13 protein-coding genes are annotated in these 15,139 nt (G+C 67.3%); 7 read left to right on the top strand and 6 right to left on the bottom strand.

Annotation, left to right across the window (positions count from 1 at the left end):
• Complete coding sequence (gene rpoD / locus AC07RM_RS18490; RefSeq protein WP_093343063.1) at window positions 1–2,376, bottom strand: RNA polymerase sigma factor RpoD; 2,376 nt, start codon at window positions 2,374–2,376, stop codon at window positions 1–3.
• 309 nt (window positions 2,377–2,685) lie between these two features.
• A complete protein-coding gene (gene dnaG, locus AC07RM_RS18495) occupies window positions 2,686–4,668 on the bottom strand; it encodes a DNA primase (protein ID WP_296792800.1) in 1,983 nt (660 codons plus the stop codon).
• A gap of 85 nt (window positions 4,669–4,753) precedes the next feature.
• Here dnaG and AC07RM_RS18500 point away from each other — a divergent pair, with 85 nt between their 5' ends.
• The gene (locus AC07RM_RS18500) at window positions 4,754–5,701 is read left to right on the top strand and encodes a YihY/virulence factor BrkB family protein (protein WP_093343060.1); all 948 of its coding nucleotides are present in this window, start codon (window positions 4,754–4,756) and stop codon (window positions 5,699–5,701) included.
• Here AC07RM_RS18500 and AC07RM_RS18505 read toward each other — a convergent pair.
• Together AC07RM_RS18505 and AC07RM_RS18510 are read right to left on the bottom strand one after the other, a co-directional pair.
• Window positions 5,649–6,407 carry a 3-hydroxyacyl-CoA dehydrogenase gene (locus AC07RM_RS18505; protein ID WP_057590419.1) on the bottom strand — a complete coding sequence of 253 codons (759 nt, stop codon included), beginning with the start codon at window positions 6,405–6,407 and terminating at the stop codon, window positions 5,649–5,651. The genes AC07RM_RS18500 and AC07RM_RS18505 overlap by 53 nt on opposite strands.
• A gap of 155 nt (window positions 6,408–6,562) precedes the next feature.
• A complete protein-coding gene (locus AC07RM_RS18510) occupies window positions 6,563–7,117 on the bottom strand; it encodes a phasin family protein (protein ID WP_057590418.1) in 555 nt (184 codons plus the stop codon).
• A 246-nt stretch (window positions 7,118–7,363) separates the two neighbouring features.
• Between AC07RM_RS18510 and AC07RM_RS18515 the strand changes: the two genes are divergently transcribed.
• Window positions 7,364–7,819 carry an acyl-CoA thioesterase gene (locus AC07RM_RS18515; protein ID WP_296792798.1) on the top strand — a complete coding sequence of 152 codons (456 nt, stop codon included), beginning with the start codon at window positions 7,364–7,366 and terminating at the stop codon, window positions 7,817–7,819.
• A gap of 60 nt (window positions 7,820–7,879) precedes the next feature.
• Here AC07RM_RS18515 and AC07RM_RS18520 read toward each other — a convergent pair whose 3' ends face one another.
• On the bottom strand, window positions 7,880–8,287 hold the full coding sequence (locus AC07RM_RS18520; RefSeq protein ID WP_057590416.1) for a hypothetical protein: 408 nt from the start codon (window positions 8,285–8,287) through the stop codon (window positions 7,880–7,882).
• 48 nt (window positions 8,288–8,335) lie between these two features.
• Complete coding sequence (locus AC07RM_RS18525) at window positions 8,336–8,569, bottom strand: CsbD family protein (protein WP_057590415.1); 234 nt, start codon at window positions 8,567–8,569, stop codon at window positions 8,336–8,338.
• A gap of 193 nt (window positions 8,570–8,762) precedes the next feature.
• On the opposite strand from AC07RM_RS18525, the gene pncB reads away from it, so the two are divergent.
• The 5 genes from pncB to AC07RM_RS18550 all read left to right on the top strand — a co-directional run bounded on the left by pncB (window position 8,763) and on the right by AC07RM_RS18550 (window position 15,042).
• Window positions 8,763–9,983, top strand: a complete 1,221-nt coding sequence (pncB, locus tag AC07RM_RS18530) for a nicotinate phosphoribosyltransferase (RefSeq protein WP_093343057.1) — start codon at window positions 8,763–8,765, stop codon at window positions 9,981–9,983.
• Between the two features lie 47 nt (window positions 9,984–10,030).
• Window positions 10,031–11,452, top strand: a complete 1,422-nt coding sequence (locus AC07RM_RS18535) for a sodium:proton antiporter (RefSeq protein ID WP_495335454.1) — start codon at window positions 10,031–10,033, stop codon at window positions 11,450–11,452.
• A gap of 13 nt (window positions 11,453–11,465) precedes the next feature.
• Window positions 11,466–12,446, top strand: coding sequence for a 2-hydroxyacid dehydrogenase (locus AC07RM_RS18540; protein ID WP_495335455.1), 981 nt, complete (start codon window positions 11,466–11,468; stop codon window positions 12,444–12,446).
• A gap of 62 nt (window positions 12,447–12,508) precedes the next feature.
• Window positions 12,509–13,867 carry a DNA recombination protein RmuC gene (locus AC07RM_RS18545; protein ID WP_495335456.1) on the top strand — a complete coding sequence of 453 codons (1,359 nt, stop codon included), beginning with the start codon at window positions 12,509–12,511 and terminating at the stop codon, window positions 13,865–13,867.
• On the top strand, window positions 13,864–15,042 hold the full coding sequence (locus tag AC07RM_RS18550; RefSeq protein WP_296778148.1) for an MFS transporter: 1,179 nt from the start codon (window positions 13,864–13,866) through the stop codon (window positions 15,040–15,042). Before AC07RM_RS18545 ends, AC07RM_RS18550 begins: the two co-directional genes overlap by 4 nt.
• The last annotated feature ends 97 nt before the right edge of the window (window positions 15,043–15,139 follow it).

The following is a 15,139-nucleotide window of genomic DNA, read 5'->3' on the forward strand; positions in this document are numbered from 1 at the left end:
TCAGAGCGTATCAATAAAGCTGCGCAGCTTGTCCGAACGCGACGGATGCTTGAGCTTGCGCAGGGCCTTCGCCTCGATCTGGCGGATGCGCTCGCGCGTCACGTCGAACTGCTTGCCCACTTCTTCGAGCGTGTGGTCGGTCGACATCTCGATGCCGAAGCGCATGCGCAGCACCTTGGCTTCGCGCGGCGTCAGCGAGTCGAGGATGTCCTTGACCACGTCGCGCAGGCCCGCCTGCATCGCGGCCTCGATCGGGGCCGTGTTGCTGCTGTCCTCGATGAAGTCGCCCAGGTGCGAATCGTCGTCGTCGCCGATGGGGGTTTCCATCGAGATCGGCTCCTTCGCGATCTTCATGATCTTGCGGATCTTGTCTTCCGGGATCTCCATCTTGGCGGCCAGGATGCCGGCGTCGGGCTCGAAGCCGAACTCCTGCAAGTGCTGGCGCGAGATGCGGTTCATCTTGTTGATGGTCTCGATCATGTGCACCGGGATGCGGATGGTGCGCGCCTGGTCGGCGATCGAGCGCGTGATGGCCTGGCGGATCCACCACGTGGCGTAGGTCGAGAACTTGTAGCCGCGGCGGTATTCGAACTTGTCCACCGCCTTCATCAGGCCGATGTTGCCTTCCTGGATCAGGTCGAGGAACTGCAGGCCGCGGTTGGTGTACTTCTTGGCGATCGAGATCACGAGGCGCAGGTTGGCCTCGATCATTTCCTTCTTGGCATCGCGCGAGGACGATTCGCCCTCGTTCATGCGCTTGTTGATGTCCTTGAGCTCGGTCAGCGGCACCACCACGCGCGACTGGATGTCGGCCAGCTTCTGCTGCAGTTCCTGCACCGGCGGGATGTTGCGCGCGAGCACGGCGCTCCAGGGCTTGCCGGCGGCGGCCTGCTTCTCGACCCACTTGAGGTTCAGCAGGTTGGAGGCGATGCGGTTGCCGTTCTTGTCGAAGCCGCTGAAGTCGCGGATGAACTCGTCCTGCGGGAAGCCGCACTTGTCCACGATGATGCGGCGCAGCTCGCGTTCCTTCTTGCGCACGTCGTCGACCTGGGTGCGCACGAGGTCGCACAGGCGCTCGATGGTGCGCGCGGTGAAGCGGATGGTCATCAGCTCGTCCGACAGGGACTGCTGGGCCTTGGTGTACGAGGGCGTGCCGTAGCCTTCCTTGTCGTAGACCTTGTGCACCTTCTCGAACATCTCGGCGATGCGGTCGAAGCGCGAGAGGGCCTCGTTCTTGAGTTCCTCGAGCTTCTTGGTCAGGGCCTTGGAGCCGCCCTTGCCGTCGTCGTCGTCTTCCTCGTCGAATTCGTCGAAGTCTTCCTCGGCCACGTAGTCGTCGGCCTCGTTCGGGTTCGAGAAGCCGTCGACGATGGTCGAGATGACGACCTTGCCTTCGCGGATCTCGGCGGCCAGGCGCAGGATCTCGGCGATGGTGGCGGGGGAGGCCGAGATGGCCTCCATCATCGCCATCAGGCCGCCTTCGATGCGCTTGGCGATCTCGATTTCGCCTTCGCGGGTCAGCAGTTCGACCGTGCCCATTTCGCGCATGTACATGCGAACCGGGTCGGTGGTGCGGCCGAATTCGCTGTCCACCGTGGACAGCGCCGCTTCGGCTTCTTCCTCGGCTTCCTCCACCGTGGTCGCGGTGGGGGCGGTGTTGTTCAGCAGCAGGGTTTCGGCGTCGGGGGTCTGCTCGTAGACGGCCACGCCCATGTCGTTGAGCATGGTGACCACGACTTCCATGGTCTCGGCGTCGACCAGCTTGTCGGGCAGGTGGTCGGAGATTTCGCCGTGCGTCAGGTAGCCGCGGGTCTTGCCCAGCGTGATCAGGGTCTTCAGGCGCGAGCGGCGCTTGGCGAGGTCTTCCTCGGACAGCACGGTCTCGTCGAGGCCGAATTCCTTCATCAAGGCGCGTTCCTTCGCCTTGCTGATCTTCATGCGCAGCGGCTTGACCTTCTCTTCGGTCGTCGCCACGGCCGCCACCGGCTCGTCACCGGCCAGGTCGTCCTCGATGTCCGACAGGTCGACGTCGCTCTCGGGCGCATCCTTGTCGGCCTTGGGCTTGCGGCCGCGCTTGGCGCCGGTGGCGGGCGCGGCGGCAGCGGTGCTGGCGGCCTTGGGCGGGCGGCCGACCTTCTTGGCGGCGGGGGCGGCAGCGCCTGCCGCAGCCGTCTTGGCGGCTGTCTTCTTGGTGTCGTCGGTGGTGGTCGTCGATTTCGTGGGCACGGTTTTCACTTTCGTTGCGGCTGCCGCCTTTGACGCGGCTGCACCCGTCTTAGTTGCCGGCAAAGCGGCTGCTTTCAACGGTTTTTCGGCTGCAGGCTTGGCGGCGGCGCTTTTGGCGGGTGAAGGAGCAGGCTTCTTTGAACTGGGCATACGACCTCGTTACAACAAGAATGGACAAGCGGGATCACACGAAATCACACGGGCGCGGTCCGCGAAGACAGCGCCGCCAGCCCGGCACAGCCGGACAGGAACAATTGGGCAAAAGAGGAATAAATCCTCAATAGGCAAGATGTCGGGCGATCATTTGGTGTGCAGTCCTTGCGGTTATTGGCCCTTTCCAGCGGGGTTGCCGTGGAGTGCGTTGCGCGAGGGGCCGGTCCGGAGGTGCTGCTGTCGCTCTTGCCGATTTCGCCAGTTGCGAAGCCCTACATTATAGCGTCTTGCGCAAATTTCAAGCAATTACACCGTCTTGGGACGCATGCGGGCGCGCAATTCGAGCCGCCGCGCCTCGAGCGCCTTGTAGCGCTCGAGCGCCTTCGGGTCCTTGCCGACGGCCGCGATGGCCTCGCTCTGCTGGAACTTGAGGCGGTCGTCGAGCATGAAATCGAGCACGCTGCCCAGCTCGCGCGCGGCCTCGGCCAGCAGATCGTTCTCGCTCGCTTCCGGATCGACGGGGGCGCCGCCTTCCGAGGCCGTCATCAGCTTGTCGGCCAGCGCCTCGAACTCCTGGCCGCGCATGCCTTCGCGCAGCGCCGCCCACGGCTGGGCGCCGTGCTCGTGCAGCTGGCTGTCGAGCCAGGTGAACAGCGCGCCGTGCGGCCCCGGCAGTTCGCACAGCATCAGGTGCACCTCGTGCGACAGCGGCTCCCATTGCGCCATGTTGGCGAGCAGCAGGCGCACCGCGATGTCGGGCCGGCTCAGCGGCTGGCTGCGCCCGCGCATCGGTTCGCGCGGCGGTTCCTTGCGGCCGAAGCGCTTGTTGAACGGTCGTTTCTTGCTATCGTTTTCGTAGTATCGCTCGCGCTCTTCGTAGACCGGCGGTTCGGGGAAGTAGCCGTCGTCGTCGGGCGGGCGCTCCTGGCTGCGCTCGGCCTGGCGCGAGGCCCCGCCGCCGCGCGGTGCCGCCGCCGTGGCCCAGAGGTCCGACAGCGCGGCCGCGTCGAGCTGCACCAGCGTGGCGATCTCGCTCAGCAGCTGGCGCTTGAGGGCGCCGTCGGGCAGCGCGCTCCACAGCGGGCGCACGTTGCTGCTCATGTGGGCGCGGCCCTCGGCGGTGCCGAGGTCGCAGCCCTCGCGCGCGGCCTCGATCATGAAGCGCGACAGCGGGGTGGCCTCCTGCACGAAGCGCGCGAAGGCCTCGGCGCCGAACTCGCGGATGAAGCTGTCGGGATCGTGCTCGGCCGGCAGGAACAGGAACTTGATGCTGCGCGTGTCGGTGGCATAGGGCATGGCGCCGTCGAGCGCCTTGCGCGCCGCGCGGCGGCCGGCGGCGTCGCCGTCGAAGCTGAACACCACCGACTCGGTGAAGCGGAACAGCTTCTGCACGTGCTCGGTGGTGCAGGCCGTGCCCAGCGTGGCCACCGCGTTCGGGAAGCCGAGCTGGGCCAGCGCCACCACGTCCATGTAGCCCTCGGTCACCAGCGCGTAGCCGCGGTCACGGAACGCCGCGCGAGCCTCGTAGAGGCCATAGAGCTCGCGGCCCTTGCTGAAGACCGGGGTTTCGGGCGAATTCAGGTACTTGGGCTTCTCGTCGCCGAGCACCCGGCCGCCGAAGCCGATGCATTCGCCCTTGACGTTGCGGATCGGGAACATCACCCGGTCGCGGAAGCGGTCGTAGCGCTTGGCCTCGCTGGCCTCGACCTGGCCGTCCTCGGTGTTGACGATCACCAGGCCGCTTTCGGCCAGCAGCGGGTCCTCGTAGTCGGGGAACACACCCGCGAGCGTGCGCCAGCCCGGCGGCGCGTAGCCGATGCCGAACTGCTTGGCGATCTCGCCCGAGACGCCGCGGCCCTTCAGGTAGTCGATGGCGCCGGGCGCCTGGCGCAGGTGCTTGCGGAAGGCGTCGCCGGCCTTCTCGAGCACGTCGGTCAGCGTGGCCTGCTTCTGGCGCTGGCTGGCGGCGCGCGCGCGTTCGGCCGGCGAGGCGTCGTCTTCCGGCACCTGCAGGCCGTACTGGCCCGCGAGGTCGTGCACGGCCTCCACGAAGCCCATGCCGGCATGCTCCATGAGGAAACCGATGGCGTTGCCGTGGGCGCCGCAGCCGAAGCAGTGATAGAACTGCTTGGTCGGGCTGACCGAGAAGGAGGGCGATTTCTCGCCGTGGAAGGGGCACAGCCCCATGAAATTGGCGCCGGCCTTCTTGAGCTGCACGTAGCGGCCGACGATTTCCACCACGTCGGCGCGCGCGATGAGTTCCTGGATGAATGAAGCGGGGATGGTCATGTAGGCGGGGAGCGGCAAATCATACGCAAGCCGCGGGTCCCCCGCGACCCGACGGCATACTGGCGGCGACCGACCACCCGCCCGCATGACGACGATCAATCCGCTGAAACACGCCGCCCCGCTGCTGCGCCACCCGCTTCGCTTCGGCTGGGACGCCCTGAAGGAGTTCCGCGCCAACCAGGGGCTGCTGCTGGCCGGTGCCGTGGCCTATTACGCGCTGCTGTCGATCGTGCCGCTCTTGATCGTCAGCGTGATCGCGCTGTCGCACGTGATCGACCAGGCCGAGCTGCTGCGCACCATCGGCCGGTATCTCGAATGGCTGCTGCCGGGGCAGTCGAAGGCCATCGTGGCCGAGCTCTCGAGCTTCCTCGATCACCGCGACGTGCTCGGGCCGGTGCTGCTGGTGACCATGGTGTTCTTCAGCTCGCTGGCCTTCAGCGTGCTCGAGAGCGCGATGGCGGTGATCTTCCACCACCGCAAGGCCGACCACAAACGCCATTTCCTGGTGTCGGTGGCCATGCCCTACGTCTACATCCTGTGCCTGTGCGTGGGGCTGCTGCTGGTCACGCTGGTGTCGGGCGCGCTGCAGCTCGTGGGGCAGGAGAGCGTCGACCTGCTCGGGCGCAGCTGGTCGCTGTCGGGCGTGTCGGGGCTGCTGCTGTACCTGCTGGGGCTGGGCGGCGAGATCTTCATGCTGACCTCGCTCTACCTCGTGATGCCGGCCGGGCGCATGTCGCTGCGCCATGCGCTGCTGGGCGGCATCACCGCCGCGCTGCTGTGGGAGGCCACGCGGCGGATCCTGATCTGGTACTTCTCGACGCTGTCGCAGGTGAACGTCGTCTACGGCTCGCTGACCACGGCGATCGTGGTGCTGCTGAGCCTGGAGATCGCGGCCACGCTGGTGCTGCTGGGCGCCCAGGTGATCGCGAACTACGAGCGCCTGGACCGCACCGGCAGCGCCAAGCCGCCGCGTGCGCCGCTCAGCGGGGCGGGAGTCGAATCGCTCCGTCCAGCCGAATCACCTCGCCGTTGAGCATGTCGTTCTCGATGATGTGCTTGGCGAGCTTCGCGTAGTCGGCCGGGGTGCCCAGGCGCGAGGGGAAGGGCACGCTGGCGGCCAGTGCGTCCTGCACCTCCTGCGGCATGCCGAACAGCATGGGCGTGCCGAAGATGCCGGGGGCGATCGTCATGTTGCGGATGCCGTTGCGCGCCAGGTCGCGCGCGATCGGCAGCGTCATGCCGACCACGCCGCCCTTCGAGGCGCTGTAGGCGGCCTGGCCGATCTGGCCGTCGTAGGCCGCGACCGAGGCGGTCGAGATCAGCACGCCGCGCTCGCCCGTGGCTTCGGGCTCGTTCTTGCTCATCGCGTCGGCGGCCAGCCGGATCATGTTGAAGCTGCCGATCAGGTTGACCGTGACGGTCTTGCTGAACACCGCCAGCGCGTGCGGGCCGTTCTTGCCCACGGTCTTCTCGGCCGGCGCGATGCCCGCGCAGTTGATCAGGCCGACCAGCTTGCCGAGCTGCAGCGCGGCCGCCACCGCGGCCTGGCCGTCGGCTTCCTGGCTCACGTCGCACTTCACGAACACGCCGCCGATGTCGCGCGCGACGGCTTCGCCCTTGTCGGCCTGCATGTCGGCAATGACGACCTTGGCGCCGTTGCCGGCCAGCATGCGTGCCGCGCCTTCGCCGAGGCCCGAAGCGCCACCGGTCACGATGAAAACCTTGCCGTCGATCTGCATGTAGGAGTCTCCTGAGGAAGAAAAGCCTTGCATTATCGAAGACGGCCCGGTGCGCGACCGTTTCGGCGCGCGCATAAAAAAAGGCCCCGTCCGAAGACGAGGCCCTGAATTGGATCCGTGAGGACCCAAGGAGACAACTGGTGGTGGTCGGCGGCTTAGCGCTTGCGCGACGAAGCGGTCGCGGTCTTGGCAGCGGCGACGGCTTGCGTGGACACGGCGTTGAAGTTGGCTTCGGCGACGTCCGACGCTTGCTTGACGGCCTTTTGCACCGATTCGAAAGCGTTGTTGGCGGCAGCGACGGCGCTCTTCAGCACGGCGACGGCGGTTTCCGAACCGGCGGGAGCATTCTTCGAAGCGCTGTCGACCAGGCCGACGAAGGCTTGCTGGGCTTCGCTGGCCTTCGATTCGAAGGCCTTGGTGAATTCGGCGCCGGTGCCTTGGGCGATTTCGTACAGGTGACGGCTGTAGGCGGCGGTCTTCTCGGCCAGGGGCTGGAACAGGCTGGCTTGCAGCGTCAGCAGTTCTTGCGCGTCCTTCACGCTCAGGGCGGCCTGGGCGGTGGTGGCGGCTTCGGACAGGGCGGCCTTGGAGGCGGTCACGTTGAGTTCGACGAGCTTCTCGACGCCTTCGAATGCCTTGGTGGTCAGGCCGAACAGGGTTTCGAGGTTGGCTTTTTGGGCGGCGAGGATCTGGTCAGCGGTCAGGGCCATTTGGAATCTCCGAAAGGGATGATGGTTGGTCTATTCACGTTGCGCTGCGCCTCGTCGTCTTTGTTGCGGTGCAGCATGGCCTCAAGTATAGGCAGCTGAAATCTCCGGGCAAGGGGTTTTTGTTGCTTTGCAGCAATTTAGAAGCGGCTTTCTAAACCGGGCCGGCCGGCCTTGAAACGCGATGGCGGCCGCGGGTGTCGCGCAGTCGCCTGGAGCCGGCGAGGGCCGCTGGCAGAATCTCGCGCGATGACGACGCCTGCCTCTCCCAGCCCCAAGCCCGTGCCGCAATCGCGCGCCAGCTACCCCGTCTTCCGCAGCATTCCCACGCGCTGGATGGACAACGACATGTACGGCCACGTCAACAACGTCGTCTACTACAGTTGGTTCGACACGGCGGTGAACGCGCTGCTGATCGAGCGCGGCGCCCTCGACATCCACCAGGGCTCGACCATCGGCTTCGTGGTCGAGACGCAGTGCAACTACTTCGCGCCGCTGGCCTTCCCGCAGACCGTCGAGGCCGGCATCCGCGTGGCGCAGGCCGGCCGTTCCAGCGTGCGCTACGAGGTCGGCCTGTTCGCGCAGGGCGCCGACACCGCGGCGGCCCAGGGGCATTTCGTGCATGTCTACGTCGACCGCACGACCCAGCGACCGGTGCCGCTGCCCGAGGCGTTGCAGCGCGTGGTCGATTCGCTGCGGGCCTGACCCCCAAGAGAAACGGCGCCCCTCGAGGCGCCGTTGTCGTTGCGAGGTAAGAGAAGCGGCTTACTTCTTGGCCATCGCCTTGATGTCGGCCTTGCCCTTGTCCTCGTCGGCCTTGGCCTGCTTCACGCAGGCGGACTTGGCGTCACCGGTCTGGTCGTCGCACTTTTCCTTCGCCACTTCATAGGTGGCCTTCACCTTTTCCTCGGCGACCTTGCGGGCGTTGCTGTCGCTGGGCTTGAACTGCTGCTCGAGCTCGGCCTTGGCAACGTTCTCCTTGCCCTTGGCTTCCTTCTGGCAGACGTCCTTGGCGTTGTCCTTCAGCGTGTCGCACTGGGTCTTGGCGACCTTGTAGTCGGCCTCGATCTTTTCCTTGGCGACCTTGTGCTCGTCCTTGTTCATCTGGGCGCCGGCCTGGGTGGCGACGAAGCAGGTGGAGGCGAGCGCGAGCATGAGCAGGTGTTTTTTCATTTTGGAGTTCTCCTAGTCGATGGATGAGGGAAAGCGGAAGTCAGGACCTCAGTAGCGTTCGAACCAGAGCGCGTCGGGCGTGCGGCCGTCGCGCGATTCCCAGTCCTTGACCTGCTTCTCGGCCTCGTCGCGGCTGATGCCGTGGCGTTCCTGGATGCGGCCCAGCAGCTGGTCGCGCTTGCCGGCGATGACGTCGAAGTCGTCGTCGGTCAGCTTGCCCCATTGCTCCTTGACCTTGCCCTTGAGCTGCTTCCAGTTGCCTTCGATGGTGTCCTTGTTCATGCGAATCTCCTTGAGAGGTTGATTCGGCGGGCCATTTCGCCGCCGTGAAAAACACTGTCTACAGGTGCATTCACCCCTGCGGTAGGACGTGCAGTGCAGGGTCCGTAGGCACAGGCCGACGGGGGCCGTGATAATCGAGCGGCGCCCGAAAAACTTCGGGCCGGGACGACAGAGAGACAACGCGCGCCGCACCATGATCATTCACAGCCTGCTCGACACCGACCTCTACAAGTTCACCATGATGCAGGTCGTGCTGCATCACTTCCCGGGGGCACGCGTCGAGTACCGCTTCAAGTGCCGCAATCCCGGCGTCGACCTCGCGCAATTCGCCAGCCAGATCCGCGAGGAGGTGCGCAGCCTCTGCTCGCTGCAGTTCCGCGATGCCGAGCTGGCCTACCTGCGCTCGATGCGCTTCATCAAGAGCGACTTCATCGACTTCCTCGGGCTGTTCCGGCTCAACGAGAAGTACATCAACATCATTCCCCAGCCCTCGGGCGAGCTCGAGATCCGCATCCAGGGCCCGTGGCTGCACACCATCCTGTTCGAGATCCCGGTGCTGGCGATCGTCAACGAGGTCTACTTCCGCAACACGCAGAAGCGCCCCGACCTCGACGAGGGCCGCCGCCGGCTCGAGATCAAGATCGCGCAGCTGCAGGAGGCCGGCCTCGGCGACCTCAAGATCGCCGACTACGGCACGCGGCGCCGCTTCTCGAAGGACTGGCACGAGGAGGTGCTGCGCACTCTCAACGCGCGGCTCGGCGCGGTGACCTCGCCGCCCTCGAGTTCGCAGCCCGGCGGCCGGCTGCCGCAGCTCGCGGGCACCAGCAACGTGCTCTACGCGATGAAGCTCGGGCTGATTCCGCTGGGCACCATGGCGCACGAATACCTGCAGGCCTGCCAGGCGCTGGGCCCGCGGCTGCGCGACAGCCAGATCTTCGGCTTCGAGAGCTGGGCGCGCGAGTACCGCGGCGACCTGGGCATCGCGCTGTCCGACGTCTACGGCATGAGCGCCTTCCTGCGCGACTTCGACCTGTACTTCTGCAAGCTGTTCGACGGCGCGCGCCACGACAGCGGCGATCCGTTCCAGTGGGGCGAACGCATGATCGCGCACTACCTCGCGAACCGCGTCGACCCGCGCACCAAGACGCTGATCTTCAGCGACGGCCTCACGGTGCCGCGCACCATCGAGCTCTACCAGCAGTTCCGCGGGCGCTGCCAGCTGGCCTTCGGCATCGGCACCAATCTCACCAACGACCTGGGCTACGAGCCGCTGCAGATCGTGATCAAGATGATCCGCTGCAACGACCAGCCGGTGGCCAAGCTCTCGGACACCCCGTCGAAGAACATGTGCGAGGACGAGAAATACCTGGCCTACCTGCGCCAGGTGTTCGAGATCGAGCAGCCTGCCGCCTGATGCGGATTCCGGCGACGGAACCGGGGGCTCTGGTACGGTACGGCCCCATGAAGACCACGATGCGCCCCGCGGTGTCGATGGCGCTGGCGACGCTGGCGTTGCTCGCTCCCGGCCTGGTCTTGGCGGCGGACTTCGACGGCAGCACGATCTCGCCGCTGTGGGGCGTGCCCTTCGCGGGCATCCTGCTGTCGATCGCCTTGCTGCCGCTGCTGGCGCCGGCCTTCTGGCATCACCACTACGGCAAGGTCGCGGCCGCCTGGGCGCTGGCCTTCCTGCTGCCCTTCGCCGCCACCTTCGGCGCAGCGCTCGCGGGCGGGCAACTGGTGCATGCGCTGGTGGCCGAGTACATCCCGTTCATCCTGCTGCTGACCGCGCTGTTCACGGTGGCCGGCGGCATCCACATCCGCGGCAACCTGCGCGGCTCGCCGGGGCTCAATACCGCCATCCTCGCGATCGGCGCGGTGCTCGCGAGCTTCATGGGCACCACGGGCGCGTCGATGCTGCTGATCCGCCCGCTGATCCGCGCCAACGACGACCGCGTGCACCGGGTGCACGTGATCGTGTTTTTCATCTTCATCGTCTCGAACGTGGGCGGCTCGCTCACGCCGCTCGGCGATCCGCCGCTGTTCCTCGGCTTCCTCAAGGGCGTGAGCTTCTTCTGGACCGCGCAGCACATCCTGCTTGACACGCTGTTCGTGCTGGCTGCACTGCTGGGGCTGTTCTATTTCATCGACCGCCACTACTTCCGCAAGGAGGGCGTGCTGCCGGTCGATCCCACGCCCGACACGCGGCGCCTGGGCTTCGACGGCGCGCTCAACTTCTGGCTGCTCGCGGGCGTGGTGGCGCTGGTGCTGCTCAGCGGCTTCTGGAAGTCGCCGCTGCGCTTCGACGTCTTCGGCACCGAGGTCGGCCTGCCGGGGCTGGTGCGCGACGCGGGGCTGATCGTGCTCACGCTGGTCTCGCTCGCGATCACGCCGAAGGCGGTGCATGCGGCCAACCAGTTCGAATGGGGTCCGATGGCCGAGGTCGCCAAGCTGTTCGCGGGCATCTTCCTGACCATCATCCCGGTGATCGCGATGCTCAAGGCCGGCACGCAGGGACCGTTCGGCGCCGTCGTCGCGGCGGTCACGCGGCCCGACGGCCAGCCCGACCCGGCGATGTACTTCTGGGCCACCGGCATCCTCAGCTCCTTCCTCGACAACGCGCCGACCTACCTGGTGTTCTTCAACACCGCGGGCGGCGATCCGCTGACGCTCATGACCACCCATGCGGCGACGCTCGCGGCCATCTCGGCCGGCGCGGTCTTCATGGGCGCCAACACCTACATCGGCAACGCGCCCAACCTGATGGTCAAGGCCATCGCCGAGAGCCGCGGCGTGCGCATGCCGAGCTTCTTCGGCTACATGGCCTGGTCGATGGCCATCCTGCTGCCGCTGTTCGTCCTCTCCACCTTCCTTTTCTTCCGCTAGCGAGACAAAGCCCATGAGCAAGCCCAAGATCCTGGTCGCCCGCACGATCTTCCCCGAGACCCTCGAGCGCCTGGCGCAGCATTTCGAGATCGAGTCGAACCAGTCCGACGAGAGCTGGACCAGGGAGCAGCTCGCCGCGAAGCTGCAGGGCAAGCAGGGCGCCTTCACCACCGGTAGCGAACGCATCGACGCGGCGCTGCTCGACGCCTGCCCCGACCTGAAGATCTGCGCCAACATGGCCGTGGGCTACAACAACTTCGACGTCGACGCGATGGCCGCGCGCGGCGTGGTCGGCACCAACGCGCCCGACGTGCTGACCGAGACCACCGCCGACTTCGGTTTCGCGCTGCTGATGGCTACCGCGCGCCGCATCGCCGAGAGCGAGCATTTCCTGCGCGCCGGCAAGTGGCAGAAGTGGAGCTTCGACATGTTCGCGGGCTCCGACATCCACGGCGCCACGCTGGGCATCATCGGCATGGGCCGCATCGGGCAGGGCATCGCCAAGCGCGGCGCGCACGGCTTCGGCATGAAGGTGATCTATCACAACCGCTCGCGGCTCGACGCCTCGCTCGAGGCCGAGTGCAAGGCCACCTACGCGAGCAAGGAAGAGCTGCTCAGGACCGCCGACCATGTGGTGCTGGTGGTGCCGTACTCGGCCGCCTCGCACCACACCATCGGCGCGGCCGAACTCGCGCTGATGAAGCCCACCGCGACCCTGGTGAACATCGCGCGCGGCGGCATCGTCGACGACGCGGCGCTGGCCGTGGCGCTGCGCGAGAAGCGCATCGCCGCCGCGGGGCTCGACGTGTTCGAGGGCGAGCCCAAGGTCCATCCCGACCTGCTGACCGTGCCCAACGTCGTGCTCACGCCGCACATCGCGAGCGCCACGGTGCCCACGCGCAAGGCCATGGCCGGGCTCGCGGCCGACAACCTGATCGCCTTCTTCACGGGCAAGGGTCCGCTGACCCCCGTCACGCCGGTGGCCGCCAAGTAAGCCATCTCCGCCGAACAAAAAAGAAAAGAAAGCGCCCCGCGATCCCCTTGGAACTCATCGACTTGATTCTTCTGGCCCTGGCGGTCGTCGCCGTCATCCAGCTCGTGCTCCTCGTCTGGCTGCTGGCCCGCCGGCCGCCGCCGCCCGACCATGGCGAACTGCTCGCCGCCAACGAGCGCACCGAGCGCGAACTGCGCCGCGAGATCGCGGAGAGTTCGCGCGGCGGACGGCAGGAAACCGCGCAGGCCTTCGCCACCTTCCAGCAATCGCTGGTGATGCAGGGCGCCGAGGCCACGCGCACGCAGAACGCCCAGCTCGATGCCTTCGCGCTGCAGCTCGCCGCGCTGCAGAAGACGCTGGCCGACACGCTGGCTTCGCAGCTGCAGGGCCTGTCGGAATCGAATGCGCGCCGTCTCGCCGAGGTGCGCGCCACGATGGAAAGCCAGCTCACGCAACTGCAGCAGGGCAACGCCGCCAAGCTCGACGAGATGCGCAAGACCGTCGACGAGAAGCTGCAGAGCACGCTCGAGGCGCGCCTCGGCGAAAGCTTCCGGCAGGTGGCCGAGCGGCTCGAGCAGGTGCACAAGGGGCTGGGCGAGATGCAGACGCTGGCCGTTGGTGTCGGCAGCCTGCAGCGCGTGCTGACCAACGTGAAGACGCGCGGCATCTTCGGCGAGGTGCAGCTCGAGGCGCTGCTCGAGCAGGTGCTCACGCCCGAGCAGTACGCGCGGCAGGTCGAGACCAAGCCGCGCAGCGGGCAGCGGGTGGACTTCGCGATCCGCTTCCCGGGTCGCGGCGACGAGGGCACGCCGGTCTGGCTGCCGATCGACGCCAAGTTTCCGCGCGACGACTACGAGCGCCTGATCGAGGCCCACGAGCAGGCCGACGCGGTGGCCGCCGAGCTCGCCGCCAAGGCGCTCGAGGCGCGCATCCGCACCGAGGCCAAGTCCATCGCCGAGAGCTACCTCGCGGCGCCGCACACCACCGATTTCGCGATCCTCTTCCTGCCGGTCGAGAGCCTCTATGCCGAGGTGCTGCGGCGTCCGGGCCTGATGGACGCGATCCAGCGCCAGCATCGCGTGACGCTGGCTGGCCCGACCACCTTGCTCGCGATGCTCAACAGCCTGCACATGGGCTTTCGCACGCTGGCGCTCGAGCGCCAGGCCTCCGAGGTCTGGAAGGTGCTGGGCGCGGTCAAGACCGAGTTCGAGCGCTACGGCGAATGGGTCGAGCGCGTAAAGGAGCAGGTGGCCAAGGCCTCCGACACGCTCGACAAGGCCGATACGCGCGCCAGGCAGATGCGCCTGGCGCTGCGCAAGGTGGAGGCGCTGCCCGAGGGCCAGGCGCAGGCGCTGCTGCCGCCGCTGGCCGCGGGCGCCGAAGGCCTCGACGCCGATCCCGACAGCGGCGGCAAGCCGTGAAGGGCAGCGAACTGCTGCGCGTCATCGGCGCGCAGGTCTGCCTCCACGCCACCATGGCCGGCATGCGGCTGGCCACGCCGCTGCTGGCGCTGCAGCAGGGCTACAGCGCGGCGGCCGTCGGCGTGCTGATCGCGCTGTTCGCGCTGACCCAGGTCTTCCTCGCGCTGCCCGCCGGGCGCTTCGCCGACCGCCACGGCTTCAAGCGGCCGCTGCTGCTGTCGGTGATCGCGGCCTCGCTCGGCGCGGGGCTGGTCTGGGCGTTCCCGGTCTTTCCGGCCATGTGCGTGGCGGCGCTGCTGACCGGCGGCGCCACCGGCGCGACCGTGATCGCGCTGCAGCGTCACGTGGGCCGCTCGGCCACCACGCCGACCGAGCTCAAGCGGGTGTTCAGCTGGCTCGCGATCGCGCCCGCGGTGGCGAACTTCGTCGGCCCGTTCCTGGCCGGCCTGCTGATCGACCACGCGGGCCGCGCGGCGGCCGACATGCTGGCCTTCCGCGTCTGCTTCGCCGCCATGGCGCTGCTGCCGATCCTGTGCTGGCTGATGGCGCGCGGCGCCCACGAGCCGCCGCCCACGCCGCCGTTGCCCGGGGCCGTGCCCACGCGCGCCTGGGACCTGCTGCGCGAACCCATGTTCCGTCGCCTGCTGTTCGTGAACTGGCTCCAGTCCTCGAGCTGGGACGTGCATGCCTTCGTGCTGCCGGTGCTGGGGCACGAGCGCGGCATCAGCGCCTCGGTGATCGGCTCGATCCTCGGCGCCTTCGCGATCGCGGCGGCCGTGATCCGCATCGTGCTGCCGGCGATCGCCTCGCGCGCCTCCGAGCGCAGCGTGATCTTCGTCTCGACCCTGGTCACGGTCGGCGTCTTCCTGGTCTATCCGCTGCTGCCGACGGCCCTGAGCATGGGCGTGTGCTCGGTGGTGCTGGGCTTCGCGCTCGGCGCGGTGCAGCCGATGGTGATGAGCATGCTGCACCAGATCACGCCGCACAGCCGCCACGGCGAGGCGCTGGGGCTGCGGCTGATGACCATCAATGCCTCGAGCGTGGCGATGCCGATGCTGTTCGGCTCGCTGGGTGCGCTGATCGGCATCGGCGGCGTGTTCTGGGTCGTGGGCGGGGTGGTGGCGCTCGGCGCGCGCGCCACCTGGGGCTTGAAGGTAAGGGAGGAGGGGCACTGAACGGCGCCGAAGCCACTGCCGCCTCCCGGGAGACCCTGATCCAAATAAGATCAATTCTCATCTGATTGACAAGATAGTGACTTGAAGTCAGTATCGC

The organism is Variovorax sp. GW821-FHT09B05 (assembly GCF_059418265.1).

Excerpts from the sequence above, each read along its gene's own strand:
- rpoD (WP_093343063.1), bottom strand. The coding sequence starts at position 2,376 with ATGCCCAGTTCAAAGAAGCCTGCTCCTTCACCCGCCAAAAGCGCCGCC.
- dnaG (WP_296792800.1), bottom strand. The coding sequence starts at position 4,668 with ATGACCATCCCCGCTTCATTCATCCAGGAACTCATCGCGCGCGCCGAC.
- AC07RM_RS18500 (WP_093343060.1), top strand. The coding sequence starts at position 4,754 with ATGACGACGATCAATCCGCTGAAACACGCCGCCCCGCTGCTGCGCCAC.
- AC07RM_RS18505 (WP_057590419.1), bottom strand. The coding sequence starts at position 6,407 with ATGCAGATCGACGGCAAGGTTTTCATCGTGACCGGTGGCGCTTCGGGC.
- AC07RM_RS18510 (WP_057590418.1), bottom strand. The coding sequence starts at position 7,117 with ATGGCCCTGACCGCTGACCAGATCCTCGCCGCCCAAAAAGCCAACCTC.
- AC07RM_RS18515 (WP_296792798.1), top strand. The coding sequence starts at position 7,364 with ATGACGACGCCTGCCTCTCCCAGCCCCAAGCCCGTGCCGCAATCGCGC.
- AC07RM_RS18520 (WP_057590416.1), bottom strand. The coding sequence starts at position 8,287 with ATGAAAAAACACCTGCTCATGCTCGCGCTCGCCTCCACCTGCTTCGTC.
- AC07RM_RS18525 (WP_057590415.1), bottom strand. The coding sequence starts at position 8,569 with ATGAACAAGGACACCATCGAAGGCAACTGGAAGCAGCTCAAGGGCAAG.
- pncB (WP_093343057.1), top strand. The coding sequence starts at position 8,763 with ATGATCATTCACAGCCTGCTCGACACCGACCTCTACAAGTTCACCATG.
- AC07RM_RS18535 (WP_495335454.1), top strand. The coding sequence starts at position 10,031 with ATGAAGACCACGATGCGCCCCGCGGTGTCGATGGCGCTGGCGACGCTG.
- AC07RM_RS18540 (WP_495335455.1), top strand. The coding sequence starts at position 11,466 with ATGAGCAAGCCCAAGATCCTGGTCGCCCGCACGATCTTCCCCGAGACC.